Source organism: Arthrobacter sp. 05T444 (assembly GCF_056395905.1).
In genome coordinates this window covers 304,317-326,150 of sequence record NZ_JBFTKK010000002.1, presented here as the reverse complement: position 1 = coordinate 326,150, position 21,834 = coordinate 304,317, and the positions used below count along the sequence as shown (strand labels likewise).

Annotated in this window: 16 protein-coding genes; 11 read left to right on the top strand and 5 right to left on the bottom strand. The window is 67.3% G+C overall.

Features of this window, described 5'->3' with window-relative positions:
* The first annotated feature begins 84 nt into the window (after window positions 1-84).
* Window positions 85-651 (top strand): GtrA family protein, encoded by a 567-nt coding sequence (locus AC1DD3_RS03625; protein WP_230117175.1) that lies wholly within the window; start codon window positions 85-87, stop codon window positions 649-651.
* Between the two features lie 48 nt (window positions 652-699).
* Here the strand turns inward: AC1DD3_RS03625 and AC1DD3_RS03620 are convergent, their stop codons facing one another.
* Complete coding sequence (locus AC1DD3_RS03620) at window positions 700-1,398, bottom strand: TIGR03089 family protein (protein WP_476880956.1); 699 nt, start codon at window positions 1,396-1,398, stop codon at window positions 700-702.
* 410 nt (window positions 1,399-1,808) lie between these two features.
* On the opposite strand from AC1DD3_RS03620, the gene AC1DD3_RS03615 reads away from it, so the two are divergent.
* From AC1DD3_RS03615 to AC1DD3_RS03605, 3 genes are read left to right on the top strand one after another with little or no spacing between them, the layout of a single operon-like run.
* Window positions 1,809-2,351, top strand: coding sequence for a WhiB family transcriptional regulator (locus AC1DD3_RS03615; RefSeq protein WP_476880955.1), 543 nt, complete (start codon window positions 1,809-1,811; stop codon window positions 2,349-2,351).
* A 29-nt stretch (window positions 2,352-2,380) separates the two neighbouring features.
* Window positions 2,381-5,740: a glycosyltransferase gene (locus AC1DD3_RS03610; protein WP_476880954.1), complete on the top strand. Its 3,360-nt coding sequence runs from the start codon at window positions 2,381-2,383 to the stop codon at window positions 5,738-5,740.
* On the top strand, window positions 5,733-7,517 hold the full coding sequence (locus AC1DD3_RS03605) for a DUF5719 family protein (RefSeq protein WP_476880953.1): 1,785 nt from the start codon (window positions 5,733-5,735) through the stop codon (window positions 7,515-7,517). The genes AC1DD3_RS03610 and AC1DD3_RS03605 overlap by 8 nt, the downstream gene beginning before the upstream one ends.
* Window positions 7,518-7,556: 39 nt before the next feature.
* Here the strand turns inward: AC1DD3_RS03605 and AC1DD3_RS03600 are convergent, their stop codons facing one another.
* Entirely contained in the window at window positions 7,557-8,069 is a 513-nt protein-coding gene (locus tag AC1DD3_RS03600) for a metallopeptidase family protein (RefSeq protein WP_476880952.1), read from the bottom strand.
* A 119-nt stretch (window positions 8,070-8,188) separates the two neighbouring features.
* On the opposite strand from AC1DD3_RS03600, the gene AC1DD3_RS03595 reads away from it, so the two are divergent.
* The 5 genes from AC1DD3_RS03595 to AC1DD3_RS03575 all read left to right on the top strand — a co-directional run bounded on the left by AC1DD3_RS03595 (window position 8,189) and on the right by AC1DD3_RS03575 (window position 13,340).
* Entirely contained in the window at window positions 8,189-8,578 is a 390-nt protein-coding gene (locus tag AC1DD3_RS03595) for a DUF3499 domain-containing protein (RefSeq protein ID WP_253073894.1), read from the top strand.
* A gap of 76 nt (window positions 8,579-8,654) precedes the next feature.
* The gene (locus AC1DD3_RS03590; RefSeq protein WP_476880951.1) at window positions 8,655-8,936 is read left to right on the top strand and encodes a Trm112 family protein; all 282 of its coding nucleotides are present in this window, start codon (window positions 8,655-8,657) and stop codon (window positions 8,934-8,936) included.
* Window positions 8,937-8,989: 53 nt separating this feature from the next.
* Complete coding sequence (ahcY, locus tag AC1DD3_RS03585) at window positions 8,990-10,477, top strand: adenosylhomocysteinase (protein ID WP_476880950.1); 1,488 nt, start codon at window positions 8,990-8,992, stop codon at window positions 10,475-10,477.
* Between the two features lie 207 nt (window positions 10,478-10,684).
* Window positions 10,685-11,917: a L,D-transpeptidase gene (locus tag AC1DD3_RS03580; protein ID WP_476880949.1), complete on the top strand. Its 1,233-nt coding sequence runs from the start codon at window positions 10,685-10,687 to the stop codon at window positions 11,915-11,917.
* Between the two features lie 175 nt (window positions 11,918-12,092).
* On the top strand, window positions 12,093-13,340 hold the full coding sequence (locus AC1DD3_RS03575) for a TIGR01906 family membrane protein (protein ID WP_476880948.1): 1,248 nt from the start codon (window positions 12,093-12,095) through the stop codon (window positions 13,338-13,340).
* A 52-nt stretch (window positions 13,341-13,392) separates the two neighbouring features.
* On the opposite strand, the gene AC1DD3_RS03570 is transcribed toward AC1DD3_RS03575, so the two are convergent.
* On the bottom strand, window positions 13,393-15,096 hold the full coding sequence (locus AC1DD3_RS03570) for a dolichyl-phosphate-mannose--protein mannosyltransferase (RefSeq protein WP_476880947.1): 1,704 nt from the start codon (window positions 15,094-15,096) through the stop codon (window positions 13,393-13,395).
* Between the two features lie 201 nt (window positions 15,097-15,297).
* Between AC1DD3_RS03570 and rsmI the strand changes: the two genes are divergently transcribed.
* Window positions 15,298-16,143, top strand: a complete 846-nt coding sequence (gene rsmI, locus AC1DD3_RS03565) for a 16S rRNA (cytidine(1402)-2'-O)-methyltransferase (protein WP_476880998.1) — start codon at window positions 15,298-15,300, stop codon at window positions 16,141-16,143.
* A gap of 193 nt (window positions 16,144-16,336) precedes the next feature.
* Window positions 16,337-17,836, top strand: a complete 1,500-nt coding sequence (locus AC1DD3_RS03560; RefSeq protein ID WP_476880946.1) for an NAD-dependent succinate-semialdehyde dehydrogenase — start codon at window positions 16,337-16,339, stop codon at window positions 17,834-17,836.
* Here the strand turns inward: AC1DD3_RS03560 and AC1DD3_RS03555 are convergent.
* Together AC1DD3_RS03555 and AC1DD3_RS03550 are read right to left on the bottom strand one after the other, a co-directional pair.
* Window positions 17,833-20,403 carry a transglutaminase TgpA family protein gene (locus AC1DD3_RS03555; protein ID WP_476880945.1) on the bottom strand — a complete coding sequence of 857 codons (2,571 nt, stop codon included), beginning with the start codon at window positions 20,401-20,403 and terminating at the stop codon, window positions 17,833-17,835. The two genes, AC1DD3_RS03560 and AC1DD3_RS03555, sit on opposite strands and share 4 nt — an antisense overlap.
* Window positions 20,400-21,827, bottom strand: a complete 1,428-nt coding sequence (locus AC1DD3_RS03550) for a DUF58 domain-containing protein (RefSeq protein WP_230119851.1) — start codon at window positions 21,825-21,827, stop codon at window positions 20,400-20,402. The genes AC1DD3_RS03555 and AC1DD3_RS03550 overlap by 4 nt, the downstream gene beginning before the upstream one ends.
* Window positions 21,828-21,834: the final 7 nt, after the last annotated feature.

The following is a 21,834-nucleotide window of genomic DNA, read 5'->3' as shown; positions in this document are numbered from 1 at the left end:
CCTGATTGAGGCCGCTCCCAGCAATCCGGGCTAAAATGGGACTTTGGCCCATCGGCCCCACTATTCATACGGCCACGGAGGGTCATGATTAACACACTTGCAGAGCGCATCCGGGGACTAGCCTCGCTTTTCTGGCGCGAGGTGGCGAAATTCGGTGCCGTCGGCGGTGTGGCGTTCGTCATTGACAACGGCCTGACCTTCTACCTGATGCACGGTCCCATGACGGACAGCGAGGCCAAAGCCCGGTTCGTGGGTGCCACCGTTGCCACAATCTTTTCCTGGATTGCCAACCGTCTGTGGACTTTCCGCCACCGCCGCCAGGCCAATGTCCTCCGCGAATTCCTGATGTTCATCCTCATTAACGGCATCGGCATCGGCATCTCCACCGGCTTTACTGCCTTGGCCAAGTATTCGATGGGCGTCACCGACAAGAACATGCTGTTCGCGGCCGGTGTGGTCGGAATCCTGGTGGCAACTGTGGTCCGGTTCTTCGCCTACAGGTTCCTTGTGTTCAACCAGGAGCTGGACCAGGAGCCGGAGTTCTCGCACGACCACGAGCTCATCGAAGGCCACCACCATGCCAACCATCCGGCTGCGGGGCAGCCTGAGCCGGCGGCAGAGGATCCGGAAGTCTCCGCCCGGCAGGACTAAGCGGCGGGGGATTAGACGGCGCCGGACCAGACGGCCGGCGCTTTTCCTTCAGTCCCCGTGGACCCGTTCCGCGGCGAGCAGTTTGTCAGTGAGTTCCACGTCCCCGTGCACCAGCACCACTGAACCGTCGTTCTTCCATGCACCGAGCGCGTTGGCCAGGGCCGCCTCCAGCCCGTCGTTTGCCCGGACGAGCAGTCTGGTGCCGGACGCGTGGCCGGCCGCGAAACTGTCCAGTAGTTCCGCGTGGCGCACGGCCGCTCCGCTCGAGCTCCGGACTGCCGGATGCCCCGGATCGGGGTCGTTGTGCGCCATGAAGACGTCACCGTGTGACCGGACCTCCGCCGCGTAGTCGATCACACCGGAGGGCAAATCACCCGGCCACCTCATTGCCAGGGCGGGAAGCGGCACGGCAACCACGGCGTCGAACCCTTCTCCGGCCTGTGCCGGATCGTCAGTTGCGAGCAGGTCCGCGCCGTTGTCGTCCAGAACGACCTCCATCCCCAGCTGCCAAGCGGCGAGGGCCCAGATGATGGATTTCCAGTGCGCCGGGAGGTCCAGCCGGAGACGCATGCCGGGTTCGGCGTCGAGGTCGTCCTGCAGCAGGTTGCTCGTCTTGGCCACCCAGTTATCCAGAACGCGGCCGGAGAGTTCCACGCGTTCCGCGTCCGGGCCGTACCAGGTCAGGCGGGGTGACGTTGAGTGGCCCGAGCGCAGGGCCGTCATCAGATCAGTGGCCGGGATATTCATGGCTTCATCTTGCCACGCACGTCGCCCGTGTCCACCGGGTGCGCGGTGCTTTCCGGGCACCAGCGAAGACGTCAGGTTCAAGACGATCTATGATCTGCGACACATAAGACTTTCTAACGTCATTTGCGTTAACCCGCATTCATCTCCCGTTTTCCGCGGAATTGCGCAGATTTTATGCCAGGTAGTAAGCTTGCTGTCAAATTTCAGGCGTGTCGGCCATGGGCTGCGGAAAAAATTCCCGGGCGTGGCGCGGCACCTGATCGGGTCCGGAGTTGATTATTATTCCTCGCGGCTTGACTCCCCCTAGTTACACGCGTGTAATTAGTTATCGAAAGCCACCGCGAAGTCTCGGGCACACAAACCTAGTGCCCTGAGTGTCCGGCAGGCTGCACAATTCAGGAGGGGACGCCATGGGGCAAGAGCGTATCCATGAAGATGCCGTTGTGGCCGGCCAGGCCACGGCAAAATACCGTTCACGCGGCGTGCCAAGCGATTGGTACGTAGATCCGGCTGATCCGGACGCCGCCGAGCGGTATAACCTGGACACCGCCTCGTCCCTGCAGGACCAGGCCACCGCCTTCCTTGCGGCGCACGAGGCGCTGCTGGGTGGAAGCCCGGAGCAGGATGAGGATCTCAACGATCCGCCCATGGAACTCCGGAACCCCGGCGCCGGCACGCTCACACAGCCCGTGTGGATCGGTCTGCCCCTTCAGCAGGACTTCGACGACGAAGGCGAGCTCGGCTGGCAGACGGATGCGCTGTGCGCGCAGACTGATCCTGAAGCGTTTTTTCCGGAGAAGGGCGGCTCCACGAGGGACGCGAAGAAGGTTTGCGGCGCCTGCAACGTGCGGTCGCAGTGCCTTGAATACGCTTTGGCGAATGATGAGCGTTTCGGTATTTGGGGAGGCCTCTCCGAGCGTGAGCGCCGTCGGCTGAGGAAGCGGGCAGTCTAATTCTTCAGGAAGTACACGTCACTGCCGTTGTGGTTGCCCACAACGGCAGTGACTATCTCCCCAGGACCCTGGCGGCACTGGCAGGTCAGACCCGGCCGGCAGATCTGGCCATCGGCGTTGATACCGGTTCGCAGGACAATTCGGCTGCCCTCCTTGAACGGGCGCTCGGCGCCCCCAACGTCACCGGCATCAGTGCGGGCAAGACGGGAATGGGCGTCGCCGTCACGGCCGGGCTGGCCGCCCTGGCGCCGTGGAACGCGGAAGCCCCGGATGCGGCCTCAGAATGGATCTGGCTGCTGCACGACGACGCCGCACCCGCCCCCGAGGCGCTGGCCGAGCTGCTCCACGCCGTGGAGCGTGCGCCGTCAGTCACCGTGGCCGGCTGTAAGCAGCTGGACTGGGACGCAAAACGCAGGCTGATCGACGTCGGCCTTTCCACGAGCCGTTGGGCCGAACGCCTCACCCTGATCGAGGCCGATGAGCTTGACCAGGGCCAATACGACGGCCGTTCTGACACCTTCGCTGTCAACTCTGCCGGCATGCTGGTCCGGCGCGACGTCTGGGAGCTCCTGAAGGGGTTTGATCCCGCCCTGCCGGGTACCGGCGACGACGTCGACTTCTGCTGGCGTAACCGCCTTGCCGGTCACCGGGTGGTGGTGGTTCCGAGCGCGAAAATGTTCCACGTGTCTCACCGCCCCCACGCTCTGGGCAATGCCTCGGCTGCGCGCCGGGCACAGGTTCATCTCCGGCTCAAGCACGCCCCGCTGTGGCTCGTTCCCGTGCATGCGGTGGCCGCACTCCTCGGCAGCATCTTCAAACTGGTCTTCAGTATCGCGGTCAAGGACCCAGGGCACGGTTTCTCCCAGCTCGTGGCCACGGCCGCCGCGCTGGGCCGTCCGGCAGCTGTTTTCCGCGGTCGCCGGAATGCCGCACGCACGCGCCGTGTCCCGCGGTCTCTGGTGAACAAACTGCAGACGGAACGGCGCGAGGTGTGGAGCCACCGGCGCTCCCTCATGGAGGCGTTTGGCGCTGACGACGCACAGGCTGAGGGAAACGCAGCCGATTCGCTGGCGGAGCAGCCCACCGGCGACTCCACCGACGACTTCGCCGCACTCTCCACCAACGAACGGGGCTGGATAGGCAGCGGGGCCCTCGCCGCCGTCATCCTCGCCAGCGCCGCGTCCTTTGCCGGTTTGGCAGGGCTCTTCCGGGCCGACGCCGTGGCCGGCGGCGCCCTGCTGCCGGTTTCAGCCCGGCTCGAAGACATCTGGCACCGGGCATCCGGCTGGTGGATCGGGCTGGGGGCCGGGCTGCCCGGCCACGGCGACCCGTTCGGCTACGTCCTCTGGGTTTTGGGCGTGCTGGGCGGCGGCAACGCCAACGGTGCCATCGTCTGGCTGCTCCTGCTGGCCATGCCACTGTCCGGGCTCACTGCCTGGTTCGCCGCCGGCGCCCTGACCTCACTCCGCAGGTTCCGGCTGGCGGCCGCCTTGGTATGGGCAGGCGCCCCGGCCCTGCAGATTGCACTGAACCAGGGGCGCATCGGGGCCCTCCTCGCCCACCTCATGATGCCGCTGCTTGTTCTCGCGCTGCTGCGAGCCACGGGGACGGCCCTTGGACGCGGCCGCTTTGCCCTGCCCGCCCCAACCGACCGGCGTTTCATGGAGAAGCCTCCGCTGAAGCCGGGCATCAACGGGACGCCGTCGTGGACGGCGGCGGCAGCGGCCGGACTTTCCCTGGCAGTAGTTACCGCTGCGGCGCCGTCCCTGCTGGTGCCGGCCGTCGTCGTCATTGTCCTTGCGGGCTTCCTGCTGCGGGCGAGGGGTCGTACCCTGTGGTGGGCTCTCCTGCCCAGCGCCGCGCTCTTCATACCCTTTGCCCTGTCCACGCTGGACCGTCCCCGCGCCCTCCTTGCGGATCCCGGACTTCCGCTGGGCTTCGATGCTGCTCCGCTCTGGCAGCAGGTTCTTGGCCAGCCGCTGAGCTTTGAGGCAGCGGACGGGCTGTCAGGGCTTGGACTTTTCGCGGATGGCCCCGTGCCGTGGGCCCTGTTGCTCGCCCTCCTGGTCGGGGCTCCCGTGCTGGCGCTGGCCGTGGCCGCACTGGTTATTCCGTCCCGGCGCACCCGCGTTGCCCGCGCCCTGTGGGTGGCTGCCCTGATCGTGCTGGCGGGCGGCTGGCTGTCCGCCCACGTGGCCACGGGCGCCACCGCGGAGGCACTCGTGGCGCCGTTCCCCGGTCCGGCGGTCTCTGCCGCCATGTTCGCGTTCCTGGGCGCTGCGCTCATCGGCGGGGAAGGGCTCTTCTCCGTCTCCGCGCACTCCAGTCCAGCCGCGGGCTTCACGGCCGGCCAGGCTGCTCAAGGCCGCGGAAGACGCGCAGTCCTGGCGCGTTCCGCAACCGCACTGGCCATGGTTCTCCTGCTGGCCGGACCGCTGGCCGGACTCGCCACCTGGACAGCCCAGAACGTGCTCCAGCCTGCCGCCACGGCCGCGGGCGTGGCGGAGACGCCCGGCCTGGGAACTCCCCGGAGGGTGGATGCGGCCGATCCGCGGACGCTGCCGGCCACGGCGATTGACCGGGGCGAGGGGCCGGAGCAGACACGTACATTGCTGATCAGCATCGGCGAGGACGAAAGCTACGACGCCTCGCTCATGCGGGGCGGAGGCACCACCCTCGATGGCCTGTCCGCCATCGCGTCGGCCCGCAACATCCGGGGCAACCCGGGCGAAGAATCGGTCCGCGACGATGACGAGGTGACCGCCGCGCTGCGCACCACCGTGGCCACCGTGGTTGCCGGCCACGGAGTGGATCCGCGGCCCGAACTCGAACAACTCGGTGTGGGATTCGTGGTCCTGCGGTCCGCCGACACCGCAGCCCAGCTGACAGCGAGCCGCATGGACGCCGTTCCCGGCCTCGTGGCTGTGGGCCCGACGGACTCCGGCTGGCTGTGGCGGGTAAGTCCGCTGAACCAGGCCGTCCTGCAGCCAGCCGACGTTGCACACCGCGTGCGCGTCGTTGACGGCAAGGGCGCCACCACCAACCTTCTTCCGTCCGGGCTGACCGGCGTGGACACGGCCGTGCCGAAGGGGCCGGAAGGCAGGCTGCTGGTCCTCGCCGAACGCGCGGATCCGGGCTGGACCGCCTGGCTCGACGGGCGGAAACTGACCTCCACAACATCCGGCTGGTCGCAGGCCTTTACGCTGCCCCCGCAAGCCGGTCACGTGACGGTCCGCTACGACAACCCCTGGGCGCTCTGGGCGGGTATCATCCAGGCCGGGGTGATCGGCCTGACCGTCCTGCTGGCGCTGCCCATGCCGGCCCGGCGCCCCCACACCGGCCTGTCCAGGGACGAAGGCTCCCTGCGTAAGGAAAACCAGAATGCTTAACACAGAGAACGACGGCGGCACACCGGCAGCGCCGGCACCTGCACCTGAGTCCACAGAAGGTTCCGTAGCCCGAACCGGGGAGAGGACCGCGCCGGCGAAGAAGGGCGGTCCCAAACAAGCGAAAAAGGGCGGTCCCAAACAAGCGAAAAAGGGCGGCCCCAAGCAAGCGAAAAAGGGCGGCCCCAAGCAAGCGAAAAAGGGCGGCCGGCCCGCCCGCCGGGGAATGGTGGCCGGCTTGCTGTCGGCGGCAGCGATTGTTGCGGCCGGGGGCGGCATGGTGGCGGCAGCCTCGCTTGCGCCGCAGCCTGCAGGCAACCGGCAGCTGGAAGTTCCACTGGCGTCCGTTCCGGCCGGAAGCAGCCAGGACGTTTGCCCCGGCCCGGCGAAGCTGCTCGAGGGGACGCCTGTGGGTACCGACCCGCAGTTCAGCCCCGAGTCCGCTACGGCAAGGAGCAGTGTATCCGCGGCGGTTGTCGGTGCGGCGGGGGCACTGCTCCCGGGCAGCAGACTGTCAGCACTGGATGGCTCCGAGCTGGTGCGGATCGCGAAAGACCCCGGCTCCGCAACGGCTCCCGCCGGAGCCTCGGCGCAGCTTGCCGGAACCATCGCCCAGCGGAGCGTGAAGGACGTCAGTGTCCTGAGCGCCGACGCCCTGGGCAACCGGCAGGCAGCTGCCGCCGGAGTGATGAGCTACTCGGCAACGGACGGCGATCTCCAGGGGCTGGCCGCCGCCGCGTGCCAGGCGCCGCTGAATGACCTTTGGCTGGCAGGCGCCAATACGGCAGTGGGCCGCAGCAGTGTCCTTCATCTCACCAACGCGTCAACGACTCCGGCCACGGTCAGCCTGGAACTCTACGGCAAGGACGGGCAGATCAAGGCTCCCGGCAGCCGCGGGCTCCTGGTCGCACCGGGAACCACGCGGTCCATTGTGCTCGCCGGCCTCGCTCCCGGCCAGGAGCGGCTGAGCATCCACGCCCGCAGCACCGGCGGCCCCGTGAGCGCCTTCATCCAGCAGAGTGTGTTGCGGGGGCTGACGCCTGGCGGGGTCGATTTCATAGCTCCGGGTACGGCACCCTCGTCCCTCCAGGTCATGACGGGAATCGACATCCAGGATCCTGGCGGACTGGAATCGCTCACGAAGTCCCGTGGCTTCAGCGACGCCGCACCGTCCCTGCAGATCACGGTGCCGGGACCCGTGGACGCCGTGGTTGAAGTCAAGCTCTTCGGCCGCGGCGGACAGAAAGCGCTGCCTGGCGGCGGAGTTGTCACCGCCAAGGCAGGCACCGTGACTGAGGTCCCGCTGGCCGGCGTTCCGGCGGGGCAGTACACGGTCTCCGCGAGTTCGGATGTGGCCATCGCGGCCGCGGCGCGCGTCAGCCGCGGGCTGAAGACCGCCCAGACGTTGGATTTCGCGTGGGCTCCGTCAACCGGCAGGCTCGGCAGTCAGCACATAGTCCCGGTTCCCGGTGGCGGCGAGCGGTTCCTGGTCTTCGGTGCGCTGGAAGACCGCGCCACCATCTCCTACACACCCATTACGGCCGACGGTAAAGTCCGTCCGGCGGCTACCGCGGGTATCGCCGGCGGAACCACCACGTCCCTGACGGTGCCGGACCGGATTGGGAAGTCGCCGGTCGTTGCCTACGTGGTTTCGGCAGCCGGCGGTGCAGCCTACGGCACCGTGCTCCTCGAACAGGAAGACAGGAACGACGTCGCCACTGTCGCCATAACGCCAGGTGCAGAGGGCCAGGAAAAGGTGCCGGTCAAGCTGGGATACTAGCCGGAACGGGGCCGGGCCACGTGCCTGCGCCGTTAAGGGTCAGTAGCGCCGCCGGTAGACGGGGTCCAGGGTTTCCGGCGCCACACCCAGCATTTCGGCGGTGTGTTCCACCACGACATCGTGCACCAGGTCCTGCAGCTCCTCCCGGACCGGGCACCCCTGCTCGACAACCCGGCGGTACAGCGTGATGACCGGCCCTTCGTCCTCCGTGGCGGGCGTGTAGCAGCCCATGGGAGCCGGCGAACCGTCGGCCACCAGCTGCTCCAGGTTCGGCGGGATCTCGTCGACCGCAAACCGTACGCCGTCGAGCGTCTTTCCCCAGATGTCGTGGAGCCGCTGGGCGGAATCCATGACCAGTTCGTCGAACCTGTCAGAGCGCGTCCGGTAGGCGGGAAGCGTGGGCAGCAACAGCTCGCCGCGCAGTCCCCGACCATGGCGGTTGCGCCTCCGCTGCGCAAAGCTCCGCCCGGCGGCCGGGCCGGCGGCTTCCTTGGGAGCCCCGGGGTCAGCCAACCGGACCGTAAAACCCGAATCATGGTGCGATGACTGCATATACCGACTCTAAACCCGCCGGATGATTTGCGCGACATAATCCACGCCGGGCGGCACGGCCGTGGCGCGTCCGCCGTCAATGTCGGATTCGCGCCGCACCCGGAGTAGTCTGTGATGTCGTGGGTGCTATCCGTCAATGTTCCAGGTCAGCCTGCCGCCAGTCCGCGGTGGCCACTTTGACGTACGTATACGCGGATTCCACGGCGGTCCTTGGACCGCTTGCCACCTACGCCGAGCCGCACTGTTACGACCTCTGCGCGCAGCACGCGGGCTCACTGACCGTTCCGCGGGGCTGGGAAGTCCTGCGCCTTGCCATGCCGTCCCAGCCGCCGCAGCCCGGGCCCGACGACCTGCTTGCCCTGGCCGACGCCGTGCGTGAGGCGGCATCCCGGCCGGCTGCCTCCGGAACCTCGCAGGGGCAGCGCGGCGCCCATTCCGCGCTCGAGGCGCCCGCCGGGGCGGAGGGCGTGCGCCGCGGCCACCTCCGCATACTGCGCGAACCGTCCTGAACCGCAACTGGCGGTAGGCTGGAAGCTGCAAATCCGTCAGCCACAGCGCGCCTTCGCCCAGCAGGGAGCATCAACCATGCCAAAGATCAGTCCCGAACTGTTGTCCGTCCTGCGGTGCCCGGTCACAGGCTCGGCCCTGACGCAGGAGGGCGAGGAACTCGTGTCGACGGCGGCGGCAGAGGGCGGCGAAAAGCTGCGCTACGCCATCGAGGACGGCATTCCGCTGCTTCTCCCCCCGGAACTGCTCGCCGCGGCGAACGCCGCCCGGTCAGACCAGCATGACGGCCCCGCCCCCAGCCCCCAAACCCCCAGCCCCGAAACTGCCGGCCTCAAGACTCCGGCCGCGCCCCCCGCCTGAAACTCCAGCCCGCACCGCAGAAGGCAAGACGCCGGATACAGCAAAGGACTCCCATGACTCTCGATTACAAGGTTGCCGACATCTCCCTGGCAGAGGCCGGCCGCCACCAGATCCGCCTCGCCGAGCACGAAATGCCGGGGCTCATGTCGCTCCGCAGGGAATTCGGGCCGAGCCAGCCGCTGAAGGGTGCGCGGATCGCCGGCTCGCTCCACATGACCGTTCAGACCGCCGTCCTCATCGAGACCCTCACCGCACTCGGGGCAGAGGTCCGCTGGGCATCCTGCAACATCTTCTCCACCCAGGACGAGGCCGCCGCCGCCGTGGTCGTGGGCACGGGGACCGTCGAAGCCCCCCAGGGTGTTCCGGTCTTTGCCTGGAAGGGCGAAACCCTTGAGGAATACTGGTGGACGGCCGAGCAGATCCTCACCTGGCCGGGCGCCGACACGAACCCCGAGCTGGGTCCGAACATGATTCTCGACGACGGCGGCGACGCCACGCTGCTGGTGCACCGCGGCGTCGAGTTCGAGGCAGCCGGCGCCGTTCCGGCCGCCGCAGCGAACGACCCCGAGGAATACGCTATCGTCCTGGATCTCCTGCGCAGGACCCTTGCCGAGGACCCGAAGAAGTGGACCCGGCTCGCCGCCGGCATCCACGGCGTCAGCGAGGAGACCACCACTGGCGTGCACCGTCTCTACCAGCTGGCGGAACAGGGCAAGCTGCTCTTCCCGGCCATCAACGTCAACGACTCCGTGACCAAGAGCAAGTTCGACAACAAGTACGGCATCCGCCACTCCCTGCCGGACGGCCTCAATAGGGCCACCGATGTCCTCATCGGCGGCAAGGTCGCCGTCGTCTGCGGTTATGGCGACGTCGGCAAGGGCGCCGCCGAGGCGCTCCGCGGCCAGGGAGCCCGGGTGATCGTCACCGAGATCGACCCCATCTGCGCCCTGCAGGCCGCCATGGACGGCTACCAGGTGGCCAAGCTCGAGTCCGTCCTGGCTCAGGGAGACATTTTCATCACGACCACGGGCAACAAAGACGTCATCATGGCCGAACACATGGTCGGAATGAAGAACAAGGCCATTGTGGGCAACATCGGCCACTTCGACAACGAGATCGACATGGCCGGCCTCGGCCGGGTGCCCGGAATCAAAAAAGTTGAGATCAAGCCGCAGGTCCACGAGTGGGTGTTCGAAGGCGACGCCCCGGCAGGTTCCGATGCCAGGTCCATCATCGTCCTTTCAGAAGGCCGGCTCCTGAACTTGGGCAATGCCACAGGCCACCCGTCGTTTGTCATGAGCAACTCGTTCGCCAACCAGACGATCGCCCAGATTGAGCTGTTCACCAAGAAGGACCAGCCTGAGGGGGAGCGGGAGTACGCCAACGAGGTTTACGTCCTGCCGAAGATCCTTGACGAGAAGGTGGCACGGCTGCACCTCGGTGCCCTGGGCGTCGAACTGACGGAACTGTCCAAGGACCAGGCAGACTATCTCGACGTGGACGTGGCCGGCCCGTTCAAGCCGGAGCACTACCGGTACTAGGACTCGAACCGGTTCTGATTGCCGTGTCGTTCTGATTGCCGGATCTTCGTGCCGGGAGCCCTGAGCGGGCCTCCCGGCACGAAGACCTGCCGCGCCGCCCGGACGGGCGCGGCCCTCCTGTGCGATAAAATTGACAGGCCAGCGTTTCTGCTGGGCACAGGGATGGACGCCGATTGGCGGCCCGGCGGGGGACATGGAGAACCAGTCATGACGGAAAAGAGCACCCGGAAGATCGGCAAGATCCTCGCGGTCGCTGCGATTTGCGCTGCTGTCGCGGCCGGCGGAATCGGCGTCGCCACCGCGCCAGGGTGGGCCAACCCCGCGCCGGAATCCGAGGCCTCCACCCCGGTCCGCAACGAGCCGGGCCTCGCTGCCCCTGTGGTCAAGGCCGTGGAACTTGGTGTGACCCCCACCGACGGCGCGAAGAGCGTCAATCCCGCCGTGGCACCTTCAGTCAAAGCCGTAAACGGCAAGGTCAAGGACGTTGTCCTGACCGCGCCGGCGGGAGGCGCGCCGGTCAAAGGAAGCGTGAGCGCCGACGGCACCACCTGGACTACCCTGGATCCCCTCCAGTTCAACACGGCGTACAGCTACAGCTTCACGATCGTTGACCAGGCGGGCCGGGAGACCAGGAAGGCGCAGACGTTCACCACTGTCGAAAGCGCCAACGAGGCGGATGCCGCCGTGTACCCGGAGAACGGCAGCACCGTCGGATCGGGGCAGCCCATCGACATCGTCTTCAGCGAGCCAGTTGCCAACAAGGCGGCCGTGGAGAAGGCCGTCAAGATCACTGTTTCGTCCAAGCAGCCCGTGGCCTGGCACTGGTACTCGGACCAGCGCGTGCGCATCCGCCCCGAAAAGTTCTGGGCGTCCAACAGCCGGGTCGCCCTGGACATGAAGCTCTTCGGCGTTGATTTCGGCAACAAGATGATTGGCAACTTCAATGCCAAAGTGCAGTTCAAGGTGGGACCGCAGAGGCTGGCCGTGGTGGACGACAACACGAAAACCATGAAGGTTTACTTCGACGGCAAGCTCGTGAAGACAGCTCCCGTCACCCTGGGCGGTTCCGACTGGCTGTCACCTTCCGGCTTCGCGGTGATCATGGAGCAGGAACGCCGCTCCAAGTTCAACGCCGGCAGCATCGGCCTCAAACCCGGCGACAAAGGCTACTACCCGCCCCTCACCGTGGAGTACGCCAACAGGCTCACATCCTCCGGGGTGTACGTCCACCAGGCCCTCGAATCTGCGTGGGGTTACGTGGGAGTCTCCAACGTGTCGCACGGCTGCGTGGGCCTGCTGCCCGCAGACGCCGTGTGGTTCTTCAACAATATGAAGACAGGGGACGTGGTCCAGGTACTCAATACCGGCGCGGCACCCGTTGAACCGCTCGAGGGTTACGGGGACTGGAACATTCCCTGGGCGCAGTACGCCAAGCGCTAGCCGACGGCATCCGCCGCCAGGCAGCCTCGCGGGTTATAACGAAATAGCGGCATGATTCCGGCTGCGCGGGTGTCACCTCGCCGTGCCGGAGTGCCTGACGGTAGGCTCTTCAGGAGATACACAGCGTTGCCTGGTCTCGACCCGGAGCGCGGACGCCTACGGAAGTGAAGCTGCAGTGAACGACAATACTCCGACCCCGTCCGGACGGCTCGATCCGCAGCTGGATCCGCAGCCGGGAGCCGACGATCCTGCGATTGATCCTGCCAACGATTCAGACGAGCCGGCGTTCGAATGGATGACGGCTGCCCCGTCGTCCCGGCCGGCCGAAGGGCGGGGCCTCTCGGACCGCGGGAATGAAACCCGCAACGACGCAGTTCCCGCGAACGCAGCCATGGACGGCGCAGCCACAGAAGGCAGCCGCCGTGAAGACCAGGCGCGGGACGAACCAGCCCAGCCAGGCAGCAGGGCCGACCGCAAAGCAGCAGAGGCTGCCGCTGCGGACAATGCCACGGCTGAGGCGCCGGACACCGCCCCACCAGCATCCGGGCCCGCCTCGGGCGCCCACTTCAGCGAACCGCTGCCAACCTCGGCCCTCCAGATCCGCCCTCCGCGCGAAGACGTGGAGCGGCGCAACGCGGAGCGCGAGCAGGCGGCGAACGCCAAGCCGGTGCTGCCGCGCGTCATGCAGGTCCTGCTGGCTGTTTTCTACCCCGTGATCCTCCTGGTCCTTGCCGTGCGCGCAGTGACAAGTCCTCTCTTTCTCTGGGCGGAGTACCACCGCCCGGGCTTTCCGGGCGACGGCTATGGCTTCAATTCCGACGACCGCATGACCTACGGATCTTACGCCGTGGATTACCTGAGTAACTGGTCGGGGCCCCGGTACCTGGGCGAGCTGGTGAACCGCAGCGGGGAGAAGCTCTTCAAGGACGGCGAAGTCAGCCACATGGCCGACGTCAAGCTCGTGATCCTATCGGCGTTCGGCGCCGGAGCGCTCCTCGCGCTGGTCAGCATCGCAGCCATTATTTACCTTCGCCGCCGCAGCACGGGCGGGGTTCGGCGCGGTCTGTTCGCCGGTTCCATCGTCACGCTGGCGATCATCATCGGCCTCGGCGTGCTGGCCGTGCTGGGGTGGGAACAGTTCTTCACCGAATTCCACCGGATTTTCTTCGCCAACGGTACCTGGACGTTTGCCTTGGAGGACACGCTTATCCGGCTGTTCCCCGGACAGTTCTGGGTCGACTCCGGCATCGTCATCGCGGGGCTTGTCCTGGTCGCTGCGGTGGTTACGCTGATCCTGACGTGGCCCACGCGGCGCCGCCGCGGCCTGCCGAAGGCCGCCAAAAAGTCCCGGAAAAACGATGCCGCGGACCCGGAAACAGACGCCGAAACGCCATCAGGTGAAGACCGGCCAGTTCGGCTCTAAGCCTTCAGCGGCGAGGCCGGTCTGCCGTACAGCTGCTCGAAGCAATCGTGCCTCAGATCCAGGAAGGCATCCACATCCTGATCCGCCAGTCCTGGTACGAGATGATCTCGGCAGTCCACACGGGATAGAAGAAGGCCGAGAGCAGCACCGCCCCGACGAGAAACAGGACCACCCCGTAGAGTCCTGACCGCCGTCGCCACAGCGGGTCCGTCCTTCGGCCCAGGACCAGGCCGAGGCAGTACACGAGGGCTAGGATCAGGAACGGCTCGAAGGACACTGCGTAGAAGAAGAACATGGTGCGTTCCGGATAGAGGAACCACGGGAGGTAGCCGGATCCCACCGCCGCCAGCACGGCGCCGGCCCGCCAGTCCCTGCGGCCCGCCCACCAGAAGAGCAGTACCGCCAGGGAAACGGTGGCAGCCCACCAGATCAGCGGGTTTCCCACTGAAAGGATGGCCGATGTGCAGTGGGCAATATCGCAGCCGGGGGAGCCTTGCTTCGGGGATTCATAGTAGAACGACGTTGGCCTGCCCATCACCAGCCAGCTCCACGCGCTCGCCTCGTAGGGATGCTCCGAGCTGAGCCCCTGATGGAACTTGTAGGCCTCCATGTGGTAGTGCCCAAGAGACCGCACGGAGTCCGGGAGCCAGCCCCATTCAGCGCTGGGATTCGTTCTGGCCCATTGCCGGTAGTAGGCATCTGTAGACCGGAACCATCCCGTCCAGGTGGCGGCGTAGGTCACCGCGGCCACCGGGACGATGCTGAGGAACGCAAAGAGGCCGTCCTTGATGATTCCGGCGCTGATCCAGCTCCGGATGCCCGCGGTCCGGCGCGCACTCAGGTCCCAGAAGACGGTCAGGAGGCCGAAGCCGGCGATGAAGAAGAGCGCCGACCATTTGGTGCCGACGGCGAGGCCGAGGCAGACACCCGCGAGGACACGCCACCACCGGATACCAAGCCAGGGCCCGGACAGGAGCTGCAGCCGGGACGGTCTCCCGAGGGGAGAGGCAGCCGCCTGCCGGGCCAGGCGGACCGCCAGCCGGCGCCGGCCGTCGTCACGGTCCATCAGCAGCGCCCCGAAGGCGGCCAGGATCCAGAACATGAGGAAGATGTCCAGCAGCGATGTGCGCGACATGACGAGGTGGTGGCCGTCGACGGCGAGCAGCAGCCCCGCTGCTGCTCCCAGCACCACGGACCGGAAGAGTTTTTGGGCGATCAGCGCGAGCAGCGCAATGGACAGCGTGCCCGTCAGCGCCGCTGAAAACCGCCAGCCCAAAGGGTTGTCCGGGCCGAACAGCCACATGCCCGCGGCGATCATCCACTTGCCCACAGGCGGGTGGACCACGTATTCCGGGGTAGTCAGGAGCACCCCCGGGTTGCCCGCGACGAATGAGTCGTTGGCTTTGTCCGGCCAGCTCCGCTCGTAGCCGCTGACCAGGAGCGAGTAGGCGTCCTTGACGTAGTACGTCTCATCGAAGACTAGGCTCCGCGGCATGTCCAGGCGGTCGAACCGCAGGACGCCGCCCACCGCGGCGGTCAGTGCCGGGACCAGCCAGAACCAGAGCCTGAGGGACGGCGGGTAGTCGCGCCAGCTGCGGATGCCGCCGATAAGCCGTTGGCTCAGGGCTTCGACGTTAAACGCCTCCGAGGGCCGGCTGATCCAGCCGTGACCCTCGAGGCCGCGGCCCTCGGGTGCGGCGGAAGCCGGTGTACTGGCTGAACCGGCCGCGTCAGGCCGCACGGAGGTCTGCGTCACGTGCCCATGCTACCTTTTGCTGCCTTCTGCCGCCGTGCGTCTTCTGCAGGGGTCATTTTGCCAGGTCGTTCTGCAGGGTTTTCCTTCCGCGGGGACTTGTGCCGCGGAGCCGCTGGCCGGCAGTAGGCTGGACATGTGGACCACGAACCGAGCAAGCCGCAGACCAGCACCTCCGAACCGGCCGCGGACTCGGGGCCGGACATTTCCAGCGACCGTCACGGGCGCATCATCCTGGCAGCCACGCCCATCGGCAACGTGGGCGACGCTTCGGCCAGGCTCATCGAACTGCTGGGCTCCGCCGACATCGTCGCCGCCGAGGACACCCGGCGCCTGCACCGGCTGGTGCAGAGCCTTGACGTCACCGTGAGCGGACGGGTCATCAGCTATCACGAGCACAATGAGGCCACCAAGACAGCAGAGCTACTGGACCAGGTCCGCTCGGGCAAGACGATTGTCATGGTGACGGACGCAGGCATGCCGGCGGTTTCCGATCCCGGGTTCCGCCTGGTTGAGGGCGCCGTGGCGGCAGGGCTAACGGTCACCGCCGTTCCCGGCCCCTCCGCGGTGCTCACCGCGCTGGCACTCTCCGGCCTCCCCACCGACCGCTTCTGCTTTGAGGGGTTCCTCCCGCGCAAGGCAGGGGAACGGGCATCGCGGCTGGCGGATCTCGACGCCGAACGCCGCACCATGGTCTTCTTCGAAGCACCGCACCGGCTGGAACCCATGCTCCGGGCGCTGCATGAACGGTTCGGGCCGGACCGTAAAGCAGCCGTGTGCCGCGAGCTGACGAAGACGTATGAGGAAGTCATTCGCGGATCCTTGCGTGAACTGCTCCAGTGGGCGGAGACCAACGAGGTTCGCGGTGAAATCGCCGTGGTTGTGGGTGGCGCGCCGGAGCAGGCTCCGGGAACACCGGAGGACAATGTGGCCGCCGTCAACGAGCTGGTTTCGCAGGGCCTCCGGCTCAAGGACGCCGTGGCCGCCGTGGCCGAGGAGGCCCGGGTCAGCAAGCGGGAGCTCTACGCAGCGGTACTCGCAGCGCGCTAATTCCAAGGCGGCTTGGGGCTGTGCAGGTGCACAGCGGATGGGTTCACCTGTAGTGCGCGCATGCGTAGACACTGGAGAGACGCGGGCAGTACCGTGGCATTAAACCAGTCAAGAAAGCCGAAGGCAGCGGGCACCACGTCCGCTGCAGGAGCTGAAACAACCCGCAACCCCAATTGCTGACGAGGGAGTCACCGTGTCTGTTATTGCACAGTCCACTGTTACCGCAGAGCGCGAAAGCGAACTGCTCGCATCTGTTCCCACTGGCCTGCTCATCAACGGCGAGTGGCGTCCCGCGGCGTCGGGCAAGACCTTCGACGTCGAGGATCCTTCCACGGGCAAGGTCCTGCTGAGCATCGCTGACGCGGGCCCCGAGGACGGCATGGCCGCCCTTGACGCGGCCGCCGCCGCGCAGGATTCCTGGGCGAAGGTCCCTGCCCGTGAACGCGGAGAGATCCTGCGCCGGGCGTTCGAACTGGTCACCGAGCGGGCCGAAGACTTCGCGCTGCTGATGACCCTGGAAATGGGCAAGCCGCTGGCCGAGGCCCGTGGCGAGGTCACCTACGGCGCCGAATTCCTGCGCTGGTTCTCCGAGGAAGCCGTCCGTGCGTTCGGCCGGTACTCGGTGTCCCCGGACGGGAAGTCCCGTCTGCTGGTCACCAAGAAGCCTGTGGGCCCGTGCCTGCTGATCACCCCGTGGAACTTCCCGCTGGCCATGGCCACGCGCAAGATCGCCCCGGCCGTCGCCGCCGGCTGCACCATGGTCCTGAAGTCCGCGAACCTGACACCGCTGACGTCCCAGCTGTTCGCCGCCGTGATGATGGAGGCCGGCCTGCCCGCCGGTGTCCTGAACGTGATCCCCACGTCCACGGCCGGCGCCACCACCGGCCCGCTGGTCAAGGATGCCCGGCTGCGCAAGCTGTCCTTCACCGGCTCCACCGAAGTTGGCCGCCGCCTGCTCTCGGACGCCTCCGAGACGGTGCTGCGGACCTCGATGGAGCTCGGCGGCAACGCCCCGTTCGTGGTGTTCGAGGACGCCGACGTGGATGCCGCCGTCGCCGGGGCCATGCTGGCGAAGCTACGCAACATGGGTGAGGCCTGCACGGCAGCGAACCGCTTCATCGTGCACGAATCCGTCGCGGACGAGTTCGCCGAGAAATTCGCCGCGAAGATGGCGGACATGACCACCGCCCGCGGCACCGAGGCGGACTCCAAGGTGGGCCCGCTGATCGACGCCAAGAGCCGGGACAAGGTCCACGAACTCGTCACCGATGCCCTCGCCTCCGGAGCCACTGCCGTCGTGGGCGGAGCTCCCGTGGACGGGCCCGGCTACTTCTACCAGCCCACCCTCCTCAAGGGCGTCACCGAAGGCACCCGGATCCTGTCCGAGGAAATCTTCGGACCCGTCGCCCCCATCATCACCTTCGGCACCGAAGACGAGGCCATCCGACTGGCCAACAACACCGAGTACGGACTCGTTGCCTACGTTTTCACCAAGGACCTGAACCGCGGCATCCGGATGGGCGAACGCCTTGAGACCGGCATGCTCGGCCTGAACGCCGGCGTCGTATCCAACGCGGCGGCACCGTTTGGCGGCGTCAAGCAGTCCGGCTTGGGACGCGAGGGCGGCCTCGAGGGCATCGAGGAATACCTCTACACCCAGTACATCGGCATCGCCGACCCCTACGCCGGCTAGCCTTCGCGCAACCGCCGCAGGCCGTCGCGGGCCCTGTTCCAGGAGCCCGCGGCGGCGCGTCCGGCTTTTGCCGCGACGCGGCCTGCGGCCCGGAAGGGCGCACCCGCGATTCTGCCGAAGCGGGACATGACCGACGGCGGCAGCCAGTCCGCGCGAAGCCGGCCGGGAAGGCCGGCGTTGCGGCGCAACGCCTTTCGCACCGCACGGATCTTGTCCGCCGCGGAGGGGTCCGGCAGCCGGACAGTCTCAGCGGGACCGGCCGTCTCAACCGGTCTGCCCGGCCGTCCGTACTCATGCCGTTCGAAGGCGCCAGTGAGGTCCGTCACCGCTGCCTCAGCCGCGCGATGCACCAAATCCTCCGAGGCTTCGGGCCCCGCTTCGTCGGACCGGATCAGTGCCGGTGAACCCCGGAAGCGGGCAGAAAAGGTGCGGGGCGTTTCACTGGGTACTGGCCGTACGCCATAGTCCGTGGCGAGGTCCTGCAGCTCAGCCCACGCGAGCGGTGCCATTGCCTGCCCCTTCTGCGGTGCCCGCCCGTTCCTCGCAGCCAGCCCGTTCCGGGCGGGTCCCCTCAGGCGGCGCCGCCGCAGGCTGGTTCGGACGAGCCGCGGGGTACCGGCAACCAGGACCAGCAGGAGAACGGCTGCCGTACCGTAGAGCGCCGGAACCAGCTGGCTCCCGGAAGTGGCTCCCCCCGTCCCTGGAAGGGGGAGGGGTGCCGGTCCGGGCGCGGGAGCGGCAGTGGCACCATTGGTGGGCAGCAGGCCGTCATTGTTTCCATCATTCGTGCTGGCCCCCCCGGAGGACGAAGCGTCCTGGGCATACGGCGGCACCACACCGCGCGACGGAGTGGGCTCGAACGGAACCCAGCCGAGTCCCTGGAAATACAGTTCCGGCCAGGCATGTGCGTCGCGGGCGTCCACCTCGAACTCGGGAAGTGCACCCTGGCCCGCGACGGACACCGTGGCCCCGGTCAGCCTGCCCGGGGCATAGCCCACCGCGATCCGGCTGGGGATCCCTTCGACCCTGGCCATCACGGCCATGGCAGACGCAAAGTGGATGCAGTAGCCGCTCTTCTGCGTCAGGAAGTCCGCGAGCACGGACAAGCCGTTGCCGTCATAGCCGCCCTGGACCGGCGATTCCAGGGAATAGGTGAAATCTCCGGAACGCAGGTACCTCTGGATTGCCATTGCCTTTTCATACGCGGTTCTGCCGTTTTGCGTAATGGAGTCGGCGGTGGTCCGGACGATGTCCGGCACGTTGGCGGGTGGCCTGATGAACTCATCGGGGATCCCCCGCACGGGCGCCGAAGACTGGTCCAGAAGCTCCGTCGTCAGTTTCGGGGCCGAGGACCGGACCAGATACTGCTGGTTTCTCGAGTTGGTGTCCGTGCCCTTGATGCTCAGTGTGGCAGGATCCCAGCTCCACCTGCCGGTCAGGCCGTTAACCGCCTCAGGGGCGTAGGGCAACGGAAGGTAAGGGCTGGTGAAATCCCCGGTATTGACAGCCGTGACCTCGCGGACCTGTTCCGGCGCCAGGATCTCATGGCCCACCTCCATGCGGCCGGCGCCCGCCCGTCGGGTCGAATCGCGGTCATCGGGTGACCAGGCATCGCCGTCGAACCGGTCCACGGTCACGGAGCGCAGATAGAGCGGGGTGGTCGCATTGGTGGCATACGTGATCCGGCCGTCGCCTGTCGGCTGGCGCAGGCTGTTCCCCAGGCTGATCATGGGGTTAAGGCCATTCGATGAGGCCCACGGATTCAGCCGTGAACCCTGGGGGAAGGTGCCCTCGTCGAAGCCCGGGATGACCAGCTGCAGCAGCAGTGTGGCCACCAGCGCAACGGCGCCGGTCATTGCGGCGCGCTTGACCTGGCCGGGATTCCGGGCGGTGTCAGCCTGGATGCGTGAATCCGGAGCGAACCACTGGCTGCAGGCGAGAATGAGCAGGAACCCGGCACCCGTTGCGAGGAATCCCGCCAGACCGACGCTTTGCGGCTTGATCATGGCCGGCACCACGAGTACGGCCAGCAGGCCCAGGCCGCTTGTGGCCGGCATGCCCAGTGGCAGGGCAAGCGCGTCCACGAGAATGACCACCAGCCCCAGGGCGGCGCAGGTGACGAGAACGATGCCGGCGTTCGGAGCCACCGGCGAGCTCTCGGACAGCACCGTCTCGCTGGCCCGGCGGAGATACCTGCCCAGCGCGGCCATGGTGGCGTCGGACGGGATGAAGCCCACAATGCTGTCCCGCCGGAAAAACGTGAAGGTCAGGATGAACACCAGCGAAACGAAGGCCCCCAGGGTGACCAGCAACGGCTGGGACCTCAGGGCGCGGAGTCCGGCCACGGCCAGGGAAACCACCACGATGGTCGTGAGCACGGGCAGGTACCAACCCCAGCCCCTGAGCACGCCGTTGAGGGACAGTGCCGCCCCGGCCACGGCGAACGCCACGGCTCCTGACATGGCCCACGGGTAGGCGCCGGCACCGGGCCGCCGCGGGCTCCGGCCGGGCGAGACTGGGGACGGCCGGGAACTGGCGTCCGTCTGGCGCTGGGGGGCAAGCGTCACCGCGCCACCCCCGCACCCCGGCGTACGTCGGCAGCCGCGGCTGAAAGGGCCCCTCCGCCTTCATCGAAGAAGGTCCACGCGGCGGGCAGTGATGTGGAGGCATCCACTGCGACGGCTCGCCAGCCGCCGAGGCGCAGGGCCTCAAGTGCATCGTGGGACTCCGCGGGCCTGTCGCTGATCACGATGGCGAAAGCGTTTGCGGCGTAGCCCGCGGCGGGCGCCAACGACCGGGCCTCGGCCAGCGTAATTTTGCCGAGGACCGCCAGAACCGGACCGCGCATTCGGTGGGCTGCGAGCTTGTCAATGAGCCGGTCGTCGAAGACAGCCTGCCCGTATTCGGTGCTCCCGGCATGCTCCCTGCGGGCCGTGTCATGGTCCCGGCGCATGTGGTGCGGGCCGGACAGCTGGATGGCGGCCAGGCTTTCGGCGATGGACTGGAGTCCGCCTGCTCCGCTGTATTCCTCATTGTCGGGTTCGGGTGCGGAGGGTGAGCGGTGAAAGGCAGGTTCCCCCGCGGCGTCCAGGAACCGGAGGGCGTAATTGCGCTCGGCGAGGTGCGCGCTGACGGACATGGTGGCCGTGACAGCCCACTCGAAGGTGTCACTTGTGACGAGGTCGTGGCCGTCATCACCGCCGGCACCGCTGAATACCGACCCGAAGCCGGTGGAGTACGCGATGAACCGCTGGTCCAGGATGATCGTCGCCTCCGGCGTGGTGACCGATTCCTCCTGCCTGACCATCAGAACGCCGTGGCGTGCGGTCGCGGGCCAATGGACCCGCCGCATCGGATCACCGTGCCGGTACTCCCTGGTCATGACGTCGTCGTCACTGGGATTGGCCCGGATCCGGGTTGCCGTGATGCCGTCGTTTCCCCGGGCCCCGGCCAGTCCCGTCGCAGGAAGTTCGACGGCGGCCGGCGTCACGGTAAGTGTGTCGCCGTCGTCAATGGTGTGCCTGTGCAGCGACAGCCCGAACGGATCTGTGAACTCGGCCGTCACCGGGCCGATCAGGAACTGCCCCCGCTTCCCGGAGCGGAGCCGGTACTCGTAGCGGCTCGTTCCGCCGCTGGCGGACCTGGCGGGAAACCGGAACGCCGGCGATTCCCCAAATCTCGTCGGAAGTCGTTCCTCCATGATCACCCTGCCAACTCCCGGGCCTGTCCTGGCAACGGCCAGCCGCACGGTGGTGATGGAGGCTGTTTCGACAGTGGAGGGGCTGAACTCGCGGTACACGCGGAACCGGGGCTTGACCAGCCTGATGCCGGCGAGGGAAATAAGGGGCAGCACCACCAGCAGCACGCCCAGGGCGAGGAGATCCCGGCGGCCCATGAGTTGGGCGCAGAGCAGGGAAATGACACCGGCGGCGAGGAGTCCCCAGCCGCGGGAGCTGAAAAGGTGGCGGGGGAGGCTGTCGAGCAGTGCCACGGCGAAT

Coding starts and splice junctions, on each gene's coding strand:
- AC1DD3_RS03625 (WP_230117175.1), top strand. CDS start 85: ATGATTAACACACTTGCAGAGCGCATCCGGGGACTAGCCTCGCTTTTC.
- AC1DD3_RS03620 (WP_476880956.1), bottom strand. CDS start 1,398: ATGAATATCCCGGCCACTGATCTGATGACGGCCCTGCGCTCGGGCCAC.
- AC1DD3_RS03615 (WP_476880955.1), top strand. CDS start 1,809: ATGGGGCAAGAGCGTATCCATGAAGATGCCGTTGTGGCCGGCCAGGCC.
- AC1DD3_RS03605 (WP_476880953.1), top strand. CDS start 5,733: ATGCTTAACACAGAGAACGACGGCGGCACACCGGCAGCGCCGGCACCT.
- AC1DD3_RS03600 (WP_476880952.1), bottom strand. CDS start 8,069: ATGCAGTCATCGCACCATGATTCGGGTTTTACGGTCCGGTTGGCTGAC.
- AC1DD3_RS03590 (WP_476880951.1), top strand. CDS start 8,655: ATGCCAAAGATCAGTCCCGAACTGTTGTCCGTCCTGCGGTGCCCGGTC.
- ahcY (WP_476880950.1), top strand. CDS start 8,990: ATGACTCTCGATTACAAGGTTGCCGACATCTCCCTGGCAGAGGCCGGC.
- AC1DD3_RS03580 (WP_476880949.1), top strand. CDS start 10,685: ATGACGGAAAAGAGCACCCGGAAGATCGGCAAGATCCTCGCGGTCGCT.